We start from the raw sequence: 16,355 nt of genomic DNA, 5'->3' as shown, positions 1-16,355 counted from the left end.
ACTTAGTCACCTCTTTCTTTTACTTCCTTGATTTGAAGAGTGAGCTTATCTTTTATCGCATCCACAAATTCTCGTGGATTGATTGTCCCTTCTCCAATCTGAGATAGAAACATTTCCCAGCCTCCTGTTGTCTCTGGATCAGAGAATTCATTGTCATAGAGATAATTGATAAGTAGATAGGCCTTATTGGTGGGAGTTAGTTGACCTGTTTTTTTATCTTTAACAACATAACCCTTACTTTGAATTTTTTTAATGATTTCTCCTCTAGTGGCTTGTGTTCCCAAGCCATATTTAGGAAATATTTGGCCAATCAATTGGCTTTCAGTTAGTCTTTTAGGTGGTTTCGTTTCACCCCCTACAATCTGAACCTGCGTATCAATTTTATCTCCCACTTGATAATCAGGAACTTCAACTGGACCTCGTACCTTTCGTGAACTCCATTCAGCCCATCCTAATTTATGAAGCGTTCTACCCTTTGTTTTAAAAACAAGACCATTATTTTCTACTTCAATTGTTTTGGTTGAATAATAACAATCATCCGCAAACATCAAGATTGCCTGCTTCACAACTGCTTCATAAATCAGTCGTTGGTCAGTTTTTAAATTTGAAAGGTTTGGAATTCTTTCAGTCGGAATCAAGGCTGAGTGGCTTGTACCAGATACTTTTTCATCATTGACATAATCTTCTCTAGGCTCCAAAAACGCTGGCTGAAAATGACAATTAATAGCTTTTTGATAGGCAGATAGATTTTCTTTTAAATCGTTAAACTCAAATTGATTGATGTATTCTGAATCTGGTCGTGGATAGGATAGAAATCCTTCCAAATACAGTCCCTCAACAATGCTCTCTGTTTTATCTGAGTCAAATTTCCAAGCACTTGCTGCAAAACTTTGTAATGCAGACAAGGTAAATAATTGTGGAGCTGATTTCTGATGATTTTCTATCTCAACTGAAGAAATAACAGAGGTGGTTGATAATCCCCTTGAAGAGGCTAAAATAGCCTCACTATCCTTAGTTTTGTCTTTTGTGGTGAAAAATACCCCATTTTTCTTATCCTCCAACTGAAGCTTCCAATATTTTTCTGGAGTAAAGTTGCGAATCTCTAAATCATTCTCACAAACTAGTCTGACCGCTGGTGTTTGAACTCGGCCAACAGATAGATGGCTACCTTTTGTTCGAGGGAGTTGCCCTCTTGCTTGAAGATCAATCGTTGCAAGAGGTGATAAATTCATGCCTACCAACCAATCGCTTTGTGCACGTGCTTCAGCTTCTAAATAGTAATTATAGGTTTCTGAAGGTTCCTTCAATTCCTGAAAAGCTTTTTGAAGAGTTTTCTTTGTCATGGAGCTTGCCCAAAGACGTTTCCAAATTTTCTCCTTGCCTCCTGGTATATGCGATAAAATAGAGTACGCAATCCGCTCTCCTTCTCTATCAGCATCCGTCCCAATAATCACTTGATCCGCTGCTACCACTTCATCATAAATTCTCTTGAATTTTTCTCTTGAATTTTTGTCCTCTTTGAGATGTTGCTTAAATGAAACATTTGTCAGAGGTAATTTATCAAGTGACCAGTTGTCTGGTTCACTGTATTCAAATAGGTGCCCTTCAGCAGCCACCACATGAACTTCAGCTGGAAAATAGAGTGGTTGCCTGATAACATAGACACCTTTCTTTTTACTAAATTGTCCTAAAGCTGTAGCGTAAGCTTCTGCCTGTTTCTCTTTTTCAGCCAGAATAACTATAACCATATCATTCTCCTTCTACTTCATTTTCTGTCATTGTAAGCTATAATTAAAAAATATTTTGTAAAGGGACATTGACACAGAGTAGAACGAGTTCATATCAAAGAACAACACAAAAAGTTATATAACTTTTTATACAAAAAAGAGGCTCATAAAGAGCACTCTTTCTATACTTTAAGCCCCTTTTTTGGGCTTTGGATAAAATTTTGATTTTGTCCCACCTGTCTATTCAACTGATAAGGCTTTGTATGTTGTTCAACACTTTTTACAATCTTAGATACTGTTCCATGAATCCGTTTCATAGATTGCGCTAGTTGTTGATCATCAAGAGAGGTCAAATTATCAGTCCAAATTGCCATATAGCGAATGGCTTTCTCAGAGGTATCTAATCCAAAATGGTTAGAAACGAGATAACTTGTCATCTCAGCTTCAAGTTCTCTACGATCTTTTGAGACTTCTTCCTTATACGAGTTAGCAAATTTAGGATTATGTAGACTAGCATGCGCCAACTCGTGAATAGTGGTTGCAACGACTTCTCCAGGAGTATTATCTGGATTCAAAAGTATCTTTTGTTCATCTGGATAAAAAGCTCCTTTCGCACTCCTCAACTCTTTTGCATCGTCTTGATAGATTGTTACCCCAATATTCTTAGCATAGTCTGAAAGTCCTTCAAGCACCTCTTTTGTACGAATATGATCCATATTAAAGTTATAGTGACGATTTGGCATCGCTTTGGGATAAAATTCAGGCTTCAAGGTTGTTTGGGACAACTCAAATACTTTATACGTAGCGAATTTAGCTAAGCCTGTATTTGAATCTCTTTCTTGGAAGAAGCGAGATTTCAATTTTCCTTCTTTCTTTAAAACCTTTTCTTCAGGTGTCGCTTCAGAAAGTCTTTTATATTTTGGATTGCCTTTTCCATTTTTTACCTGGTTCCCATTTTCATCCAATACAGGAATCATTTCAACCATCATAGGTCTAAACAAGGTAATATGTGATTTTTCTCCTGTCTTAACCGAAAGATTGTTATGGACAACTTCTCTTGTTCGACCTGTTTTTTTATTGGTGTAGGTATTTCTCGTTTCAAATACCTGATCTGAAGTAATTCCAAGAACTTCCCCCATTGATTGCCATTGATTATAGGTTGCGACTGCACTCGCTCCTGGCCACTGTTCCTGAATCAAAGCTACATTTCTAGGAGAAAGTTCTGGAAACTTACTCATAAAATTCAGATACTCTTCTAACCGTTCTGGTGTTTCTGTGTACTCCCTCACTTTTTGAAAAGCAACTTCACTCAATTCATGAGGCGTTAAAGTAGCATAATCAATGCTAGTTGAGTTTACTTCAGGGGTCTCCAAATCCGAAATAGGTTCCTCTTTCAGAATCTCCTCTACACGCTGAAGCAAATTAGTTTTAGTTTCTTGCTTAGAAGATTGAAAAGCTACCGTTTTTCTTGTATCAGGAGTTTGACCTTCTCCCTCTTCCGTCAATCGAGACGATTCATTTGCTTCCTGGGAAATTTCCTTATTCACCACTCTATTTTCCAGCTGAGAAAGAATTTCTTCATCCATCGATGCTAGTATAGATTGACCGTTGAGTCGACGATATCCTAATCCTAGCATTTGTGAAATTGGTGTAGTCTCATCTCCAATATCATAACGAATTCCCTCCTTAATCAATTCACCACCTGGAGCATAGACATCAAACTTAATTTTAGTAGGAGGGATATAGCCTTCAGTATTGCCTGCAGTTACTTGTTTCATTCCTTCTTGATGAATTGGATAAAAGTCCTGATTGGCTTTGTAAAGCTCTCTAGCAAAATCTTGATAAGATATCAGATCTGTTTCTTTAAAGGGCAATTTCGGCCCATCTGGGCGCTCCTCAGACCATTGGAGACGTACATGGTAGTTTTCCTTATAGATATGATCTTGTATCCATTCTTTATAAAAATCTGAATTTGTATCTAGGAGATGATCTGCACCAGCTGAAGCAACAATCTGATCAAAATTATCATTGTGCTGTTTTGCATAGTCAAGATACTGATTCCAGGCTTGATGAAATTCTTCTGGAGTTTTTGAGATGTCACCTGGCACACCTAAATTATAGACAGTATCTAAGACTTGAGTAAAGGTAGCTGAATCAAGTGAGGTTTTATTCAGTGTGTTCTCTGGAGCTGGTAGTTCAGGTTCATCAGAAACCTCCTCATACTTCTTATTTTTTAAGATAGATAACATTTCCTCGCCACCATCTTTAACATATTCATCATTAATCGATAGTTGTTCAATCTGGCCATCACGTTCACGGAACACACCAAGAATAGGTGTTTTATCTACCGTATCTAGTTCCTTGGTAATTTTTGTCCGAGACTTAAAAACTGATATTGGAATATAGTTTTCTTCCTCTAACTCTTTGAATAGCAAGATAATATCTTTATCATCAGACTTTATAAGACTATCAAAACGTCCATCATATCGCCTAAGATTAGTTAAATCATCAAAATAGAAAGAAGTACTTTCTGTTGCGACTGAAAGATCTGATAAGACCTTTAGTTTGTCAAAAGCCGCTTCATTATTAGCCAATAAAATATTGTCAAAATGCCCATTTCCTTCTGCAAAATCATGTAAAGTTTTCTCAGGTGTCTGCCCTAATGCAATTGGCTTAATTCCTGTTAGGTGCATGAAGTGCTTTTCTTCAAAATGCACTTGTACAGTCTTATCAGGGGTAACATAATAAATCTTTGAGTTTGCCAACTCATCCAAATAATATTGTGCTGCATTTTGCAAAGCTAGTCTACGGATTGGACGATTTAATTTAGTTAATTCATCCAAGGAAATAGAGTGATAGTAGCCATCATTACTTGACTGAAACTCTTCATTTATGGTAAAATAAAGTAAATGAGAGGATGTCGTAGGACGACTGGTAACAGAGCGTTCAAAGGTGCCAACTTTTGGTACGGGTGTGGGACTGCCTTCAGCTTCAGGCTGTAAAGACCCCAGACTACCACTGGTCCTCTCATTTTTTTGTTGCTCCAAAATCACATCTAGCTCTTGAGATTTCTCAGGGGCTTTTTCTTCTGAAGTCTCCATTATCTTAATAGGATGAGTCTCAAGACGTGACATCAAGTTATCCAACAATTCATGATTTAAAACCACTTCTCCCTCTTGCTCATCCAAATAGTGAAACAATGTATTTGGTGTTGTCACAAAACCGTAGGCAAAGTCTCTTGTTCCAGATTCAATCAATGGATACTCCAGCATTCGCTCAACCGATTGTGAAAGATTATCAAGAGTTCTTTCACCAAAATAGACACCAAAACTGTCACTTGACAGGCTTTCTATCTGCTTGTTAGTATTGTAGGCTGCTATTGCAAGTTCACCAATAAACTGGGTTGAAATATCTACTCCCAAATCTCTCTGATGAGGTTTCAATGCTTGATACAAAGAATCCTGCTCAGAAGTCCCTTTTTTCTTGTATAAATCAACCGTTCGATCATCAATAGAGGCTAAAAGTGAATGAATAGGAGACAATACTTCCATTCGTTTAGCGTTGAGGTATTTAGTAGGATGGCTATTTCCTAACTTCGCAAAGACATCATACAGATAGAAATCTGGTGCAAATTCGATTGATAATTCTCCAGATTGAATCCGATTATTTAATCTCTTAGTTAATGCTTCGTTTTCCTGCTTTACCTCTTCGTAGCTCATCAATCTTTCAGCATTCTTTTCTGTATTGGCAATAGATTCTTGATTGCTTGGAATATGTTTGTCTTCCATAGTCAGATCTGTTTCAGAGGATCTAGTCGACTGAACAGAAAAAGAGATATTATTCCAATTTTCCTTCAACCATGTTGCATCTTCAGGAGAAAGGTGGCTGGTATCAGGAAAGGGACTTGATTCTGATAAAGTTGCTTCAGCCTTTTCTTCAAATTCTGATTCTCGACTATCAGATTTTTCTTCCTGCTGATTCTTTAGAACATCATTCCAGTCCGTTTTATCTTGCCCTGATCTTAGTTCTGGTAGATCCGAATTGATAACAGCTCCTTTTGCTTCCAATTCTTGAATGAATGTTCTACCTGCTTTATCATTATCTAAAGCTAGGGTGATTAAATCCGCATTTTTCCCATCTTCAAAAAAGTGATGATCAATAGCTACTTGAAGCCCGTCTGCCATTTGTTCAGGTGTCCATCTTAGTGGTTTTCCTGAAATTTCAGCTTGAATTTGAGATAGATGACGCCCAATAGTCGATTCTTTCAAACCATCCATAGAAACTAATCTGACGTCCTGAAGACTATCCTTGTGCAATTCATAGTAGGACATTAAATCGATTGGACTCTCAGTGAAAATCAATCGTTTTGGACTGCCAATATCAACATGAATACCAGTCATAGGATCGGAGTTTTTCATAATCACTTTAGCATATCCATGTTTTGGCCACTTCTCCCAATTTTCCTGTATTCCTTGTAAAGAGGCTCCAACAACTTCACCTGAAGAAGAAAGGGACTTGAATACAATGACTGGCTCAATCGCATTTGTTGAATTTCCGCTATTACCTTCCGCAAAGTAGTCAAGTTTGGCATTAGCTTGGGCTAAAACGCCCTGTTCCAAAAAATAATCAATCGTTTCATCGGATAGCCCACGTTGATTTCGTAAGTAGTCTCGTCCAGCTGATAACGGCTGCTCGTATTTCTCAAGATAGTATTTAAAATCCTCTTGAGGCCTTTCAACCATTTGAAACTCTTTAAAATTTCCATCATTTAAAAAATCTACCGATTGGTTAAAATCTACTTCCTTTATTGTCTCAACCAAAGAAATCGCATCTCCACCTGTATTTCTAGAAAACCATTTCCATAAATTCTTATCAGGTGAAATAACTAGGCTATCATGTTCTTTCCATCGATAGTCTCGTCCAGATTGAACCAGCTCCATCTGGAGCTCGTTTGCAACATCCAAAATATCTCTAGAACGTGCAAATTCAACACGTTCTCTACGACTTTTCCCACGTCTTGATTCTTGTTCTGTCATATAAAATCTCCTTAAAATCCTTCATACTGTGGTTTGTACGGCTCTTTCTCTGCTTGTAGAAACGTTTCTGGATCTAAGTGAACCAATTCCCCTACTGAAAAAGATTCAAATAGCTCAGAATTTTCCTTAAAATCTAGAACCATTTCTAAATCAGAATTTCTTCCTTGACCCTCAAAATGCACTTGCTTATTATCGGCATTCATTGCCGTAATTAACCATTCAGCTGAAAAGTCAAAGGCTTCAACTGCTACATCTGGAAATACTAGCTCCATTTTTCTTCTCCTTTCTCTTTTTATCCTTCTATTCTATGTAATAATCGAAAAATCACAGTTAAAGGGACAATATAATTCCATTTTCAACAAAAAAGTCATTGCTTTTACAATGACTCTTATATACTTTGTCCTTTTTCCTCAAGTTCTTGCCTCTCATCACTTCTCTCACGTTCCATAAGGGCTTTTTTATTTGCACGTTGGGCCCTTTGAAGAGAATTGGTCAAATTTCTCATAAAATCTGTATTGATGATTGCTTTGCCTTGGGATTGTTGGACGTTTTTTCTTTGCAAGTTCTTCCTTTCTTGCATTTTATGTGAAACAGCTTGAGCTAACTGACTTTTCTGATTGCTTTCTTCCTCTGGCAATATTTTTTGATAGAGTGATTTGAGTTCAGAAAATCCTTTCGCATTCTCCCGTTTTAATTTTTGAATAGTCGTTTGATCAGTCGTTTGTGAAATTTCCTTGTTTCGACTGTAAATCTGATGTTTCAGCTGAAAAATTGAGATATGGGTCTGTAGCTCTTCTATATAGCTATCTTTCGTAACAGGATAGCCCTTTAGAATAGTCAGCACTCCTTCATCTTGAAGAGGTTGAACTGCCGCTAATTCTCCCTTCAGACGTTTAATAGGTGCTTGAATTGTTAATGAATCAGCCTTTTCTACTGAAAAAGAAACACTATCTTCAAATTGGTTAGCAAGAGATTGTTTTAAAGATTGGTCTGCTTCACCTAGTTTATAATTTGGAGTCAGTTGCAATTCAGTCAGCTTCAGTCTTTGAAGAATCTCCTTCTTTTTCAATTCAACAAATGGCTGATCCGTTTCAAGTGGTTGAATTTGATCAAAAAGAGTTTTACGAACTAATAAACTACTTTGTTTTTCCTCCAATAAACTCAATTTTAAAGCATAGCGAAATGTTCCTAACTCCTGGCGCTCTTTTAATGATCGATCACTTTTCTTTTTAGCTGCTTCTACAAGATCTTTCAAATCAGCCGAAGAAAATAGCGATAAGTCTCGTAAACCAAGTTGCTTCTTCAGTAAGTCTTCTTTCATCTGACTCACATCATAAACTAATTCCGTAACATATTCAGGACGTCCCAAACCTGTTCCGTGTTTGTCATAAGCAGCATAGACTGGTTTTGTAATTTCAATGGGCTTTGCCCCATCTTTCAAATCATAACCCAGTTTTTTCCAGGAATCTAGTGTTTTGATAACACTTGCATTTGGATCCTGTTCTAAAATCCTTTGTTGGTTCTTTACTGAGAAATTGGCCAAATTTTTTTCCAGCCGAACGTCAGCTATTTCAGGAGCATTCTCACGAAATAGGTGCAAGATCTTATTTGCTAGTCGTTCTCTCAATTCCTTCTCTCGACTCGCTATTAATTGCTGCAGATGATAGCCTGCAGCCTCCTGTTGTGTTTTCTCAAAACGACCATCAACTTTCCGAATCTTCTCGTAGGTTGATTTTTTTTCAGCTGAATAAGCTCCTCTATAGGTTTCTAGAAAGTTCTTCGTTTCTTTCAGAAATTCTTGATAGAGCTCTTTCCCATCATTTTCTAAATAGGAGTCCAGATAGCGGTCAAGGAAGAATTTACTGACTGCAAAATCTCTTGCATTTGATCCATAACGCCATTTTTTATCCATTGGCAAATGGTTGTAAGCCTGCTCCAAAAAATTTTTTTCAGCCGAAGAACGAACCTTCTGATCTCTAAATACAGAATTAATCAATTCACTTCTGATATTCGCCAAGATTTGTTCTCGTCGAACAATCATTCCTCTAGTCTGTTCATTCAACAGACCATGAAAAACATCACTTTTAAAACGCTCAATAGTTTTCAGGGAAAAGTTTCCTCTAAATTCCATTCGTCCACGAGGTCGATAGAAAATTTTTTCTCTTGCAGATTCAACTTCAGATAAACCAAAATGCACATGAATATTGTCCGTGTTCAAGTGAATATTGGCCCACCAAAATGATGAATCAGATAAGCCTTCTTTTTCAATCAACCTTGGCAATGCTTCACGTATGACAGACTTGATAGCTTGCTGATCGACTTTCCCAGTTTCCAAATCATATAATCCTTCTTTGGCTAAAAAATCATTATCAAAAGAGATAACACCCTGCCATAGAAGAGAGCCATTTTGATAAGCCTGTTCTAACTTACTTTTCAATTCAGTTACTTTGCTACGCTGCAAGTAATTGGCCTCTTTTGTAAAAATCGCTGTCATCTCTTCATTTTGGTTTTCAGTAGCATAAGAACGATTCATATAATCGATGTACTCCTGGAAATTAAGTTTTGTTTCTGGAACTTCAGCTTGGATTTTTTGTAGTTCATCTTCAGTTAGAGACTCAATATTTTGTCTGTGCGTTTCTAAATTTAATTCATTATCAACCTCGACAGCTTCGTCTCTATTGGTGTAGTCTACAAACCCACTATTTGCTTCTGTATATTGCAGCATAAAGGTAATACTTGGACTAGAAGATACGTTCATTATTTTCCTCTCTTTGAATTAAAATAGTCCATTTTTTCTTAAAAGAGCATAGTCTTTTAATAACGGTTGTAATTCTTCAGGTTCAACTTGAAAATCATTGATCCACCGTCCTGATTGAGAAATGTGTAATTCTTTTTGCTCTTCAATAAATTGCATGGGAATCAATAAGATATTTGGTTCTTCTAACTCTGAACCACTTTCTCGTTCTAAAAAGGCGACAATAAAATCTTGATTTCCTTTTGTCCTCAATTGCCAGTGATGAGAGTTCCCGTTTTTCCTTTTATACAATGAGCTGTATTTTACATCAATCGTTAGACCATCTAGCCAAAAATCATATACTGGATTATTTTTCTTGAAATACTTATTCGCATCCGTTGCATCTGGAACATATTTTTGAAAAAGCTCCTCGGCCATTCCCCCGAGCTTAGCTGTCCTAGAACCATACTGAATTTTATCTTGAATTTTAAGGCAGCCACTCTTTATTAATTTCAAATGAGCTATATGAGTAGGCAGCCCTGACTGTTTCACCGCTTCATGAAAATCTCCTGTTTCTAAATAGATTTCAACAATATCTACCATTTACTGTACCTCAATGAGAATGTTTGATAGTTTGACCACGTGCAATATCTTCTTGAATGACATCGTTGATTCTTGCCATCAATTCATGCTGTGTAGGATCCAATCGTGAATGAATAGATTCCAATTCTTGAACATCAAAATCATCTTTCGTAATAGCATGAAAGTTGGTTAGCGTTAGATAGAGAATTTGATCAAGTTGACGATGAATTGCCTTGTTATCATTTCCAGAATCAAAGGCATCCTCCAAATTTTTTTCCAGCTGAGTCAGTCGCTCATAGAAATTTTTTCCTTCTCCTAATTCAATAAAAAGTTTATAAAAAACTTCAATCAAAGTGACAAGCGTTGCTGAATTATTTCGATACTGTTTCTGCAAAGCAGACGATTCTTTCAAGTAGGATTTTATTTCCTTAAATTTTTCATGTGTTTCTTCGCTAAAATATAAGCTAAGTCTTGGATTCATTTTTCCCTCCTCAATTTTTCTGAGATGATCCTGTCAAATAATTGATTTTGTATCCTGGTTGAATATTAAAGATATATACATCAAATGAGATCTCATCATCTTCAATACTCTGTGCTTCCATACGAACTCCTCTAGCAACTAATTCCACATTTCTAAATATAGGTGTTACTCGATAGCGGACATGGTGGTTCGTATTTTTTATGTAGTTAGCAATCTTATTTTCATAGTAAACCATTGATGATTGTTCATCTTCAAAATTTGCATTTAAAGCACGTGTACCTGTAAATAAATTTTTAGCATTCGCATTCTCTCCACTTAATTGAAAACCGATTAAGTGAGAACGATTATATAAATAATCTTCTTTTCCGTTGAAAATTATTTTTTTATTTTTCCATCCTGTTGGTGTAATAGACGAAATAGATTCTCTATCTTCAGTTGGCATCAAATCTTTTCCCAACATCGCTTCAGCAATTCCTACACGATTTAAAAAATCTAGATCAGAATATTTTTCCCAGCTGCCATTTTCTAAACTCAATTCGTCTTTTGTAAATTGTGATTTTTCATTGACGACAATCACTTGATTTTTTTCATCATACTCCTTCGATTTCAAATCATCATTTTTCAGAGTAGGATTCAAATTTGAGTTGGAATTTTTTTCTTCAGCTGAATCGACTATGTTCAATTGATTTGGGATATCATTTTGTGTCAAGCCAGATTTGATAGCATTAAAATTGTTAGGTTGTACGATAAAGATCGCAAGAAAAATGAGAATGATGAACAGTGATTTATTCTTCTTCATTTTCAAACACCACCTGACCGTCGTTCAGCTTCAAGTGCTGATACATCATCCATAAAATGTAACCAATTTGTGGTTAGTTCGTTTACAATATCTTGTTTAACATTTAAAGCTAAAAGAGAAATTTCATTCTTCAACATCAATTCTAAAATCTGACTTTGTTGTTGTTTGATATCAGATAATGTTTCTGCAAATTGATTATTGTACAAATTCAATCCGTCATTCATTACGATATTTTGAACTTGCGATAACATAAACTCATTGAAACTTGGATAGTTATATTTTTTTGAAATATCTCGAAGTTGTTCAAACATATCATCAGGTATATTTCTGATTTTGATTTCTTTAGTCATCACTTTCCACCTCTCCTTCATACTCTAACCAACGTGAAATATGATTGCCATAGCGATCCATTTTTTTTTCAAATTCAGAGAGTATCCCTGTCTGTTTTTTCATTTGTTCCAGAACATGGTCAGAAGCTAATTTCATATTTTCTAAATGAGCCACATACAAATCTTGAGCACGATTAAATTTTCCGTACTCAATTTTTTCACGACAGATTGAGAGCAGAAAATCATTAAAGGATTTGGCTTTATTTTTCTTAGCAAGAGATTTTAGATAATTAATTTCATCATCAGTAAGCCCTCTAATCTCAATTCGATTTTGTTTTATATTTGCCATTATTTTAAATTTTCCTTTCTAAAAAACAGCGCCCTTCTTTTTTCTTTTGTCGAAGCAAAAGCAAAAAGAAGCAAAAAAGAAAACTTCAACCTCGCAACATCACGAACCGATACGGTTCTATTTTTGCGGTTTTTCAACACACTAACACACACAGAGGGACTAAGGTCCTTTTTAGGTGTGTTGTGGTAGAAAAGAGCATAAGGGAAACTGTCCCCACGAAGCGTGTGGAGTTGATAGTATCAACGTTTCCAGTACCGGTAATTTTCTCGGTTTCACCTACTTACACACACATGCTATACTTACCTTTACACACTTTATAGGTGTTATACTTACACTGTATTTCTTCTTTACATACTTTTACTTACACCGTTTTTGACTTCGTTTAGAAGTTCAAAACTCAAAAATTAAGACTGATCTTCAGCTGGAAAGTTTCCTTCTTCACGATTTTTCTTCGCTGCTAAACGTTGTTCTTTTTCATCTTCTTTGATGAGGTTTAATTCCATTTTTAACTCTTCAAAAATTGATTCATACGACTGATTTTTATTTTTCTTCAATTGAATTTGAACATAAATTTTACCAATTTGTTTTTGAAGATTCTCTTCTACTTCTTTACGTTCCTGTTCCAAAGTGGCAACTTTTTTCCTTGCCTCTTCTAGTTGATTATCAATTTTTTTTAAATCATTTTTAGCCATTATTACTTCTCCTTTTTTCTAATTTCGTATTTCTTAATTCCTTAATTTATTTCCTGCAAAGCTGGTAATTTTTTCTTTTATAATTTGGAAGTTGCTCCACAAATCGCCATCTAATTTTTTCAAATCAATCACATAAACTTCATGATCATTTTTCTTGATGGTTAGTGTGAAAGAACGTTCATCAATTTTAATTTCCTGTAGAACGATGTACATTGAAGAAAACATTTCTCCTTTATATCCTGGTTTACTACGATAGGTCATTCCATATTCATCAATATCCAGCACAACCCATTTCTGTTTTCTAATCAAACCTTTTGTACTTGTGAATACAGTACGATGCTTTCTAACTGGTTGATTTTCCTTTGGTGCTAATTTAAGTTGTTCTTTCATTTTTCTGCCTTTCTTTTTTTGATTGATTCTAGTATAAGAGATAAATGAAAAAAATTTTTTAAAGGGACAATCATAAAAAATAAACCCCCTTAATTCAAAAATTAAGGAGATTCATTCTCTTTATTCACTATCGTTTATCTTATCCCACAAGGGTTGGAACCAAATAGAGCTTAACAATGGACGATATAATATCTTTGTCAAAATTGTAGAAATTAAAATACTAAACCATAGTACACTCATGGTATCGTAATAATAAAGAATTGTAGAAGAATTAAGATTTACAAACCACTGATAAGTAAGAAAGGCCGACACAGTAAGTAAAATATATAGAGTGAAGCAACAATCAATCATTATAAAAAACATTACATGGTAAAGCTTTTTAAAACTTTTCTTTGATTTCATTTTATTTTACCTCACTTTAATTCATTTCTACAGTTTCAATAGGGTTTGAAAATTCAAATGTTCCATCTTTGACTGCCTGTTTTTTCTTGTCCAAAGACTCCAATTTAGCCTTCAACTTTTCAATGTTTTTATAGGCTGTTTCGATGGTTCTATTCTTCGTTTCGATGTTTGTATCCAGAGTAGCAATATTCTTTTGATTGGCTTCGAGATCATCACCTGTTAGATATTTTGCTTCTGCTTGAAGACTCGCTTTTCGTGAGTTATCATCTTCAATAGATTCCTTCAATTGAGAAATTGATGTTGTCAATTTTTGAGACTGTTCATTCTGGAAATTGATCTCTTTTTCGATTTCCTGAAGAGTAAATTCTTCTCTGGAGACAACTTCAATAGCTTTGATTTCAAGCTGAGGATTTTGAGGAGTTACAAAGAATTGTACAGTGTCCTCTTCTCCAGATTTCTTCTGAGAAACCTTTTTAGAATCACTAGATGGCGATGAAATATTCACATCAATTGAGCTAGAAGAGACTGTCTGATTCGTCACATCGATCGCAAATGCACCAAAATTTTTCGGAACTCCTTTAATAATAACTGATACTTTATTATCAATGATTGGCACAACATCCATCTCTATTTTTGAGTCTTTATGTTGCGCATAGAGTTTCCATTTCAATCGTTTGGCATCGATGCCCCGATCTATCGAAGTCGTAGCATCTTTTGTCTCAAATTGTAAAACGATAATTCCAGTATCTGGTGAATATTCCTGGCTGACCAGTTTTATCTCACCGCTACCATTCGCAAAAACCTGCTTTGTTTTGAGTTGTTCTGAGGTGTATGTTTGTCTTTGTGGTGAGAAAATCGCTCCCATCAAAAGGCTTAACCAGGTCAAAAATAACATTGAGAAAATGACTAGTTTTCTCTTAATAATATTCTCTTGAAACCAAACTTTAGTCTTAATAAATGGCTTCAAAATTGGGCTAGATTTTATCTTTTCAATCCAGGGTTTGAATATTTCAATTAAAGTAGACATTTTATTTCTCCTTCCTGATTTTTTCATAAAACTGATTTGTTAAAGAGTTTATATCTGTCTTTTTTTCAGTAGCCCTAATTATATATAATGATAAAGAAAAAACTATAATAGCTACAAAAATAGTTACAAACATATCTCTCATAAACTCGACATTTCCAAAATAGAATGATTCAAAGACTGTCATAAAAGAAACTTCTTTTACTCCTACCAATTGAAAAAAATTTGAATTCATATCAACTAAATTTACAATTACATATGCATTAAATCCTAAAAAGAGATTTAGTGATACTAAAACTAGGGAAATAAAACCAGATACGAATCCTAAAATTGCAAAGACTCGATACTTCACATTTGTTGCCAACAACATAGCAGAAGTTGATACATCGTCGAAACTTTTTTGTTCACTCGATAGCTTGTAATTTTTTATACCTCTTAAATGTTTGTTAGCTCTTTTCTGCTTCAAACTAGATGATTTAGTTCTTCTCATGCTTCTTATATCCTTTCCAAATAAATGAAACCTTACTTTTCGGCCAAACACTTTTTAGTAACATTAAGAACGCTAATGGCACCCTCTTCGTTTTGATTTCATTTCCAAAGTTATCACATATAGTTATCCTGAAAAGCGGTACAAACCAGATCGCAATCAAGATAGTTCCAACCACCCCATGCGCAATAGCATTTAAAATTTGATACATACTGCCTCCTTAAATACAACCTAACTTTTCAGGTGCCAAATCCAATGTTAGCCAAAGAGCCTCATCTTGAGAAATATGTGTTAGTCTTCCTCCCTCGTCATTAAAACGATGTAGGGTAAACGTTCCATCTGATAATTTTCCTAAAACAACCATTCCTTCATTTGTCCTAGTACGCCATAGTTCACAATCATTTTGAAAGGCTGTCTCGGCCCATTTACTTAGCTTTAACCTTTTAGTCATTTATGGCCTCCTGAATACTTTTCTCATCTGCTACAATCTTTTCCTCTGAATCTCTTGAAGCATATAGATATTTCTTTATTTTCCCCTTACGAATCTTGATGATAGTTGCAGCTTTTTCAACCTGGTATTTTTCTACCAACTTTTGACCTTCTTCTGTCTGAGTGTCAATGTAAAATGTAGGATAGGAACCTTTATTGGCTGCATCTACAACTACACTTTTTCCAACCTGACAGTAAGGACAATCTTTTTTATAAAATACTAGATTTACATTTTGATCAAGTACAGTATTCTGGTATTCCTTCTGAGTAAGGTGAGGATCATAATCTAAGATAAAATAATCTTTATACAGCCTATATCCTCCTAAAACTGCGAGACTCACAAGTAAAATGACAAGAAGAGCCCCTAGAGCTAACTTAACATGCGTAAAAAGCTCTTTCATCCTATCTCCTCCTCATCTATAAAATCAAATATGGAACCTTGAACATAATCAATCTTGGCCAATTCTTTTATTTCTAATTTCAAGTTAGTGAACGTTGTCATCACTTCTTGAAAGAGTAAAGGATCAAATTCCTCGGAATCCAATACACGGACAATTGGCAACATTGGATAATGATCTCTCAACTCCTCCTGCAGGTAATCTGAAATCATTTTATCATTCGAGATAACACTATCTACTCTAATGATCGCTGGAATGCTAGAAATACTCTCCTCGTTTTGATAAAAAGTTAAAGCCACATCCCCTGCAGAAACAGACTCAAATTTTAAATTATCCGATGAAAGTTTAAAATAATAAGCCAATGGTTCCTGACCAACCCCTGTTAGGTAGTATCCTCTAATGATTTTGAATAACTCTGACATCGACCTTTCTCCTT

Annotated in this window: 17 protein-coding genes; all 17 read right to left on the bottom strand. The window is 35.3% G+C overall.

Annotated elements, in window-relative coordinates; genetic code table 11:
• Positions 1-2 precede the first annotated feature (2 nt).
• The 17 genes from HMPREF1518_RS05205 to HMPREF1518_RS05125 all read right to left on the bottom strand — a co-directional run bounded on the left by HMPREF1518_RS05205 (position 3) and on the right by HMPREF1518_RS05125 (position 16,341).
• The gene (locus HMPREF1518_RS05205; RefSeq protein ID WP_033584657.1) at positions 3-1,748 is read right to left on the bottom strand and encodes a type IA DNA topoisomerase; all 1,746 of its coding nucleotides are present in this window, start codon (positions 1,746-1,748) and stop codon (positions 3-5) included.
• Positions 1,749-1,909: 161 nt separating this feature from the next.
• Positions 1,910-6,763, bottom strand: coding sequence for a PBECR4 domain-containing protein (locus HMPREF1518_RS05200; protein ID WP_033584656.1), 4,854 nt, complete (start codon positions 6,761-6,763; stop codon positions 1,910-1,912).
• Between the two features lie 11 nt (positions 6,764-6,774).
• Positions 6,775-7,035 carry a hypothetical protein gene (locus HMPREF1518_RS05195; protein WP_000424244.1) on the bottom strand — a complete coding sequence of 87 codons (261 nt, stop codon included), beginning with the start codon at positions 7,033-7,035 and terminating at the stop codon, positions 6,775-6,777.
• A 116-nt stretch (positions 7,036-7,151) separates the two neighbouring features.
• The gene (gene mobP2 / locus HMPREF1518_RS05190; RefSeq protein ID WP_033584653.1) at positions 7,152-9,521 is read right to left on the bottom strand and encodes a MobP2 family relaxase; all 2,370 of its coding nucleotides are present in this window, start codon (positions 9,519-9,521) and stop codon (positions 7,152-7,154) included.
• Positions 9,522-9,539: 18 nt separating this feature from the next.
• Positions 9,540-10,100 (bottom strand): hypothetical protein, encoded by a 561-nt coding sequence (locus HMPREF1518_RS05185; RefSeq protein WP_000227716.1) that lies wholly within the window; start codon positions 10,098-10,100, stop codon positions 9,540-9,542.
• Positions 10,101-10,110: 10 nt separating this feature from the next.
• The gene (locus HMPREF1518_RS05180) at positions 10,111-10,560 is read right to left on the bottom strand and encodes a hypothetical protein (protein WP_006152167.1); all 450 of its coding nucleotides are present in this window, start codon (positions 10,558-10,560) and stop codon (positions 10,111-10,113) included.
• A gap of 10 nt (positions 10,561-10,570) precedes the next feature.
• On the bottom strand, positions 10,571-11,359 hold the full coding sequence (locus HMPREF1518_RS05175) for a DNA/RNA non-specific endonuclease (protein WP_033584651.1): 789 nt from the start codon (positions 11,357-11,359) through the stop codon (positions 10,571-10,573).
• A 2-nt stretch (positions 11,360-11,361) separates the two neighbouring features.
• Positions 11,362-11,709 carry a hypothetical protein gene (locus HMPREF1518_RS05170; protein ID WP_033584649.1) on the bottom strand — a complete coding sequence of 116 codons (348 nt, stop codon included), beginning with the start codon at positions 11,707-11,709 and terminating at the stop codon, positions 11,362-11,364.
• Positions 11,702-12,037, bottom strand: coding sequence for a hypothetical protein (locus HMPREF1518_RS05165; protein ID WP_033584647.1), 336 nt, complete (start codon positions 12,035-12,037; stop codon positions 11,702-11,704). Before HMPREF1518_RS05165 ends, HMPREF1518_RS05170 begins: the two co-directional genes overlap by 8 nt.
• Positions 12,038-12,441: 404 nt before the next feature.
• Complete coding sequence (locus HMPREF1518_RS05160; protein WP_033584645.1) at positions 12,442-12,729, bottom strand: hypothetical protein; 288 nt, start codon at positions 12,727-12,729, stop codon at positions 12,442-12,444.
• A gap of 33 nt (positions 12,730-12,762) precedes the next feature.
• Entirely contained in the window at positions 12,763-13,119 is a 357-nt protein-coding gene (locus HMPREF1518_RS05155; protein WP_006151673.1) for a hypothetical protein, read from the bottom strand.
• Between the two features lie 418 nt (positions 13,120-13,537).
• Positions 13,538-14,548 (bottom strand): hypothetical protein, encoded by a 1,011-nt coding sequence (locus HMPREF1518_RS05150; RefSeq protein ID WP_006151724.1) that lies wholly within the window; start codon positions 14,546-14,548, stop codon positions 13,538-13,540.
• 1 nt (position 14,549) lies between these two features.
• Positions 14,550-15,035: a hypothetical protein gene (locus HMPREF1518_RS05145; RefSeq protein WP_006152162.1), complete on the bottom strand. Its 486-nt coding sequence runs from the start codon at positions 15,033-15,035 to the stop codon at positions 14,550-14,552.
• Entirely contained in the window at positions 15,022-15,243 is a 222-nt protein-coding gene (locus HMPREF1518_RS05140) for a hypothetical protein (RefSeq protein WP_025170325.1), read from the bottom strand. The genes HMPREF1518_RS05145 and HMPREF1518_RS05140 overlap by 14 nt, the downstream gene beginning before the upstream one ends.
• Positions 15,244-15,252: 9 nt before the next feature.
• The gene (locus HMPREF1518_RS05135) at positions 15,253-15,483 is read right to left on the bottom strand and encodes a hypothetical protein (RefSeq protein ID WP_025170324.1); all 231 of its coding nucleotides are present in this window, start codon (positions 15,481-15,483) and stop codon (positions 15,253-15,255) included.
• Positions 15,476-15,922 (bottom strand): thioredoxin domain-containing protein, encoded by a 447-nt coding sequence (locus HMPREF1518_RS05130; RefSeq protein WP_006151967.1) that lies wholly within the window; start codon positions 15,920-15,922, stop codon positions 15,476-15,478. Before HMPREF1518_RS05130 ends, HMPREF1518_RS05135 begins: the two co-directional genes overlap by 8 nt.
• Positions 15,919-16,341, bottom strand: a complete 423-nt coding sequence (locus HMPREF1518_RS05125) for a hypothetical protein (protein WP_006152172.1) — start codon at positions 16,339-16,341, stop codon at positions 15,919-15,921. The genes HMPREF1518_RS05130 and HMPREF1518_RS05125 overlap by 4 nt, the downstream gene beginning before the upstream one ends.
• Positions 16,342-16,355: the final 14 nt, after the last annotated feature.

This window comes from Streptococcus sp. SR1 (assembly GCF_000526075.1).
GTDB lineage: Bacteria > Bacillota > Bacilli > Lactobacillales > Streptococcaceae > Streptococcus > Streptococcus halitosis.
The sequence above is the reverse complement of the archived record's forward strand: the minus strand, read 5'-3'. Positions and strand labels throughout refer to the sequence as shown.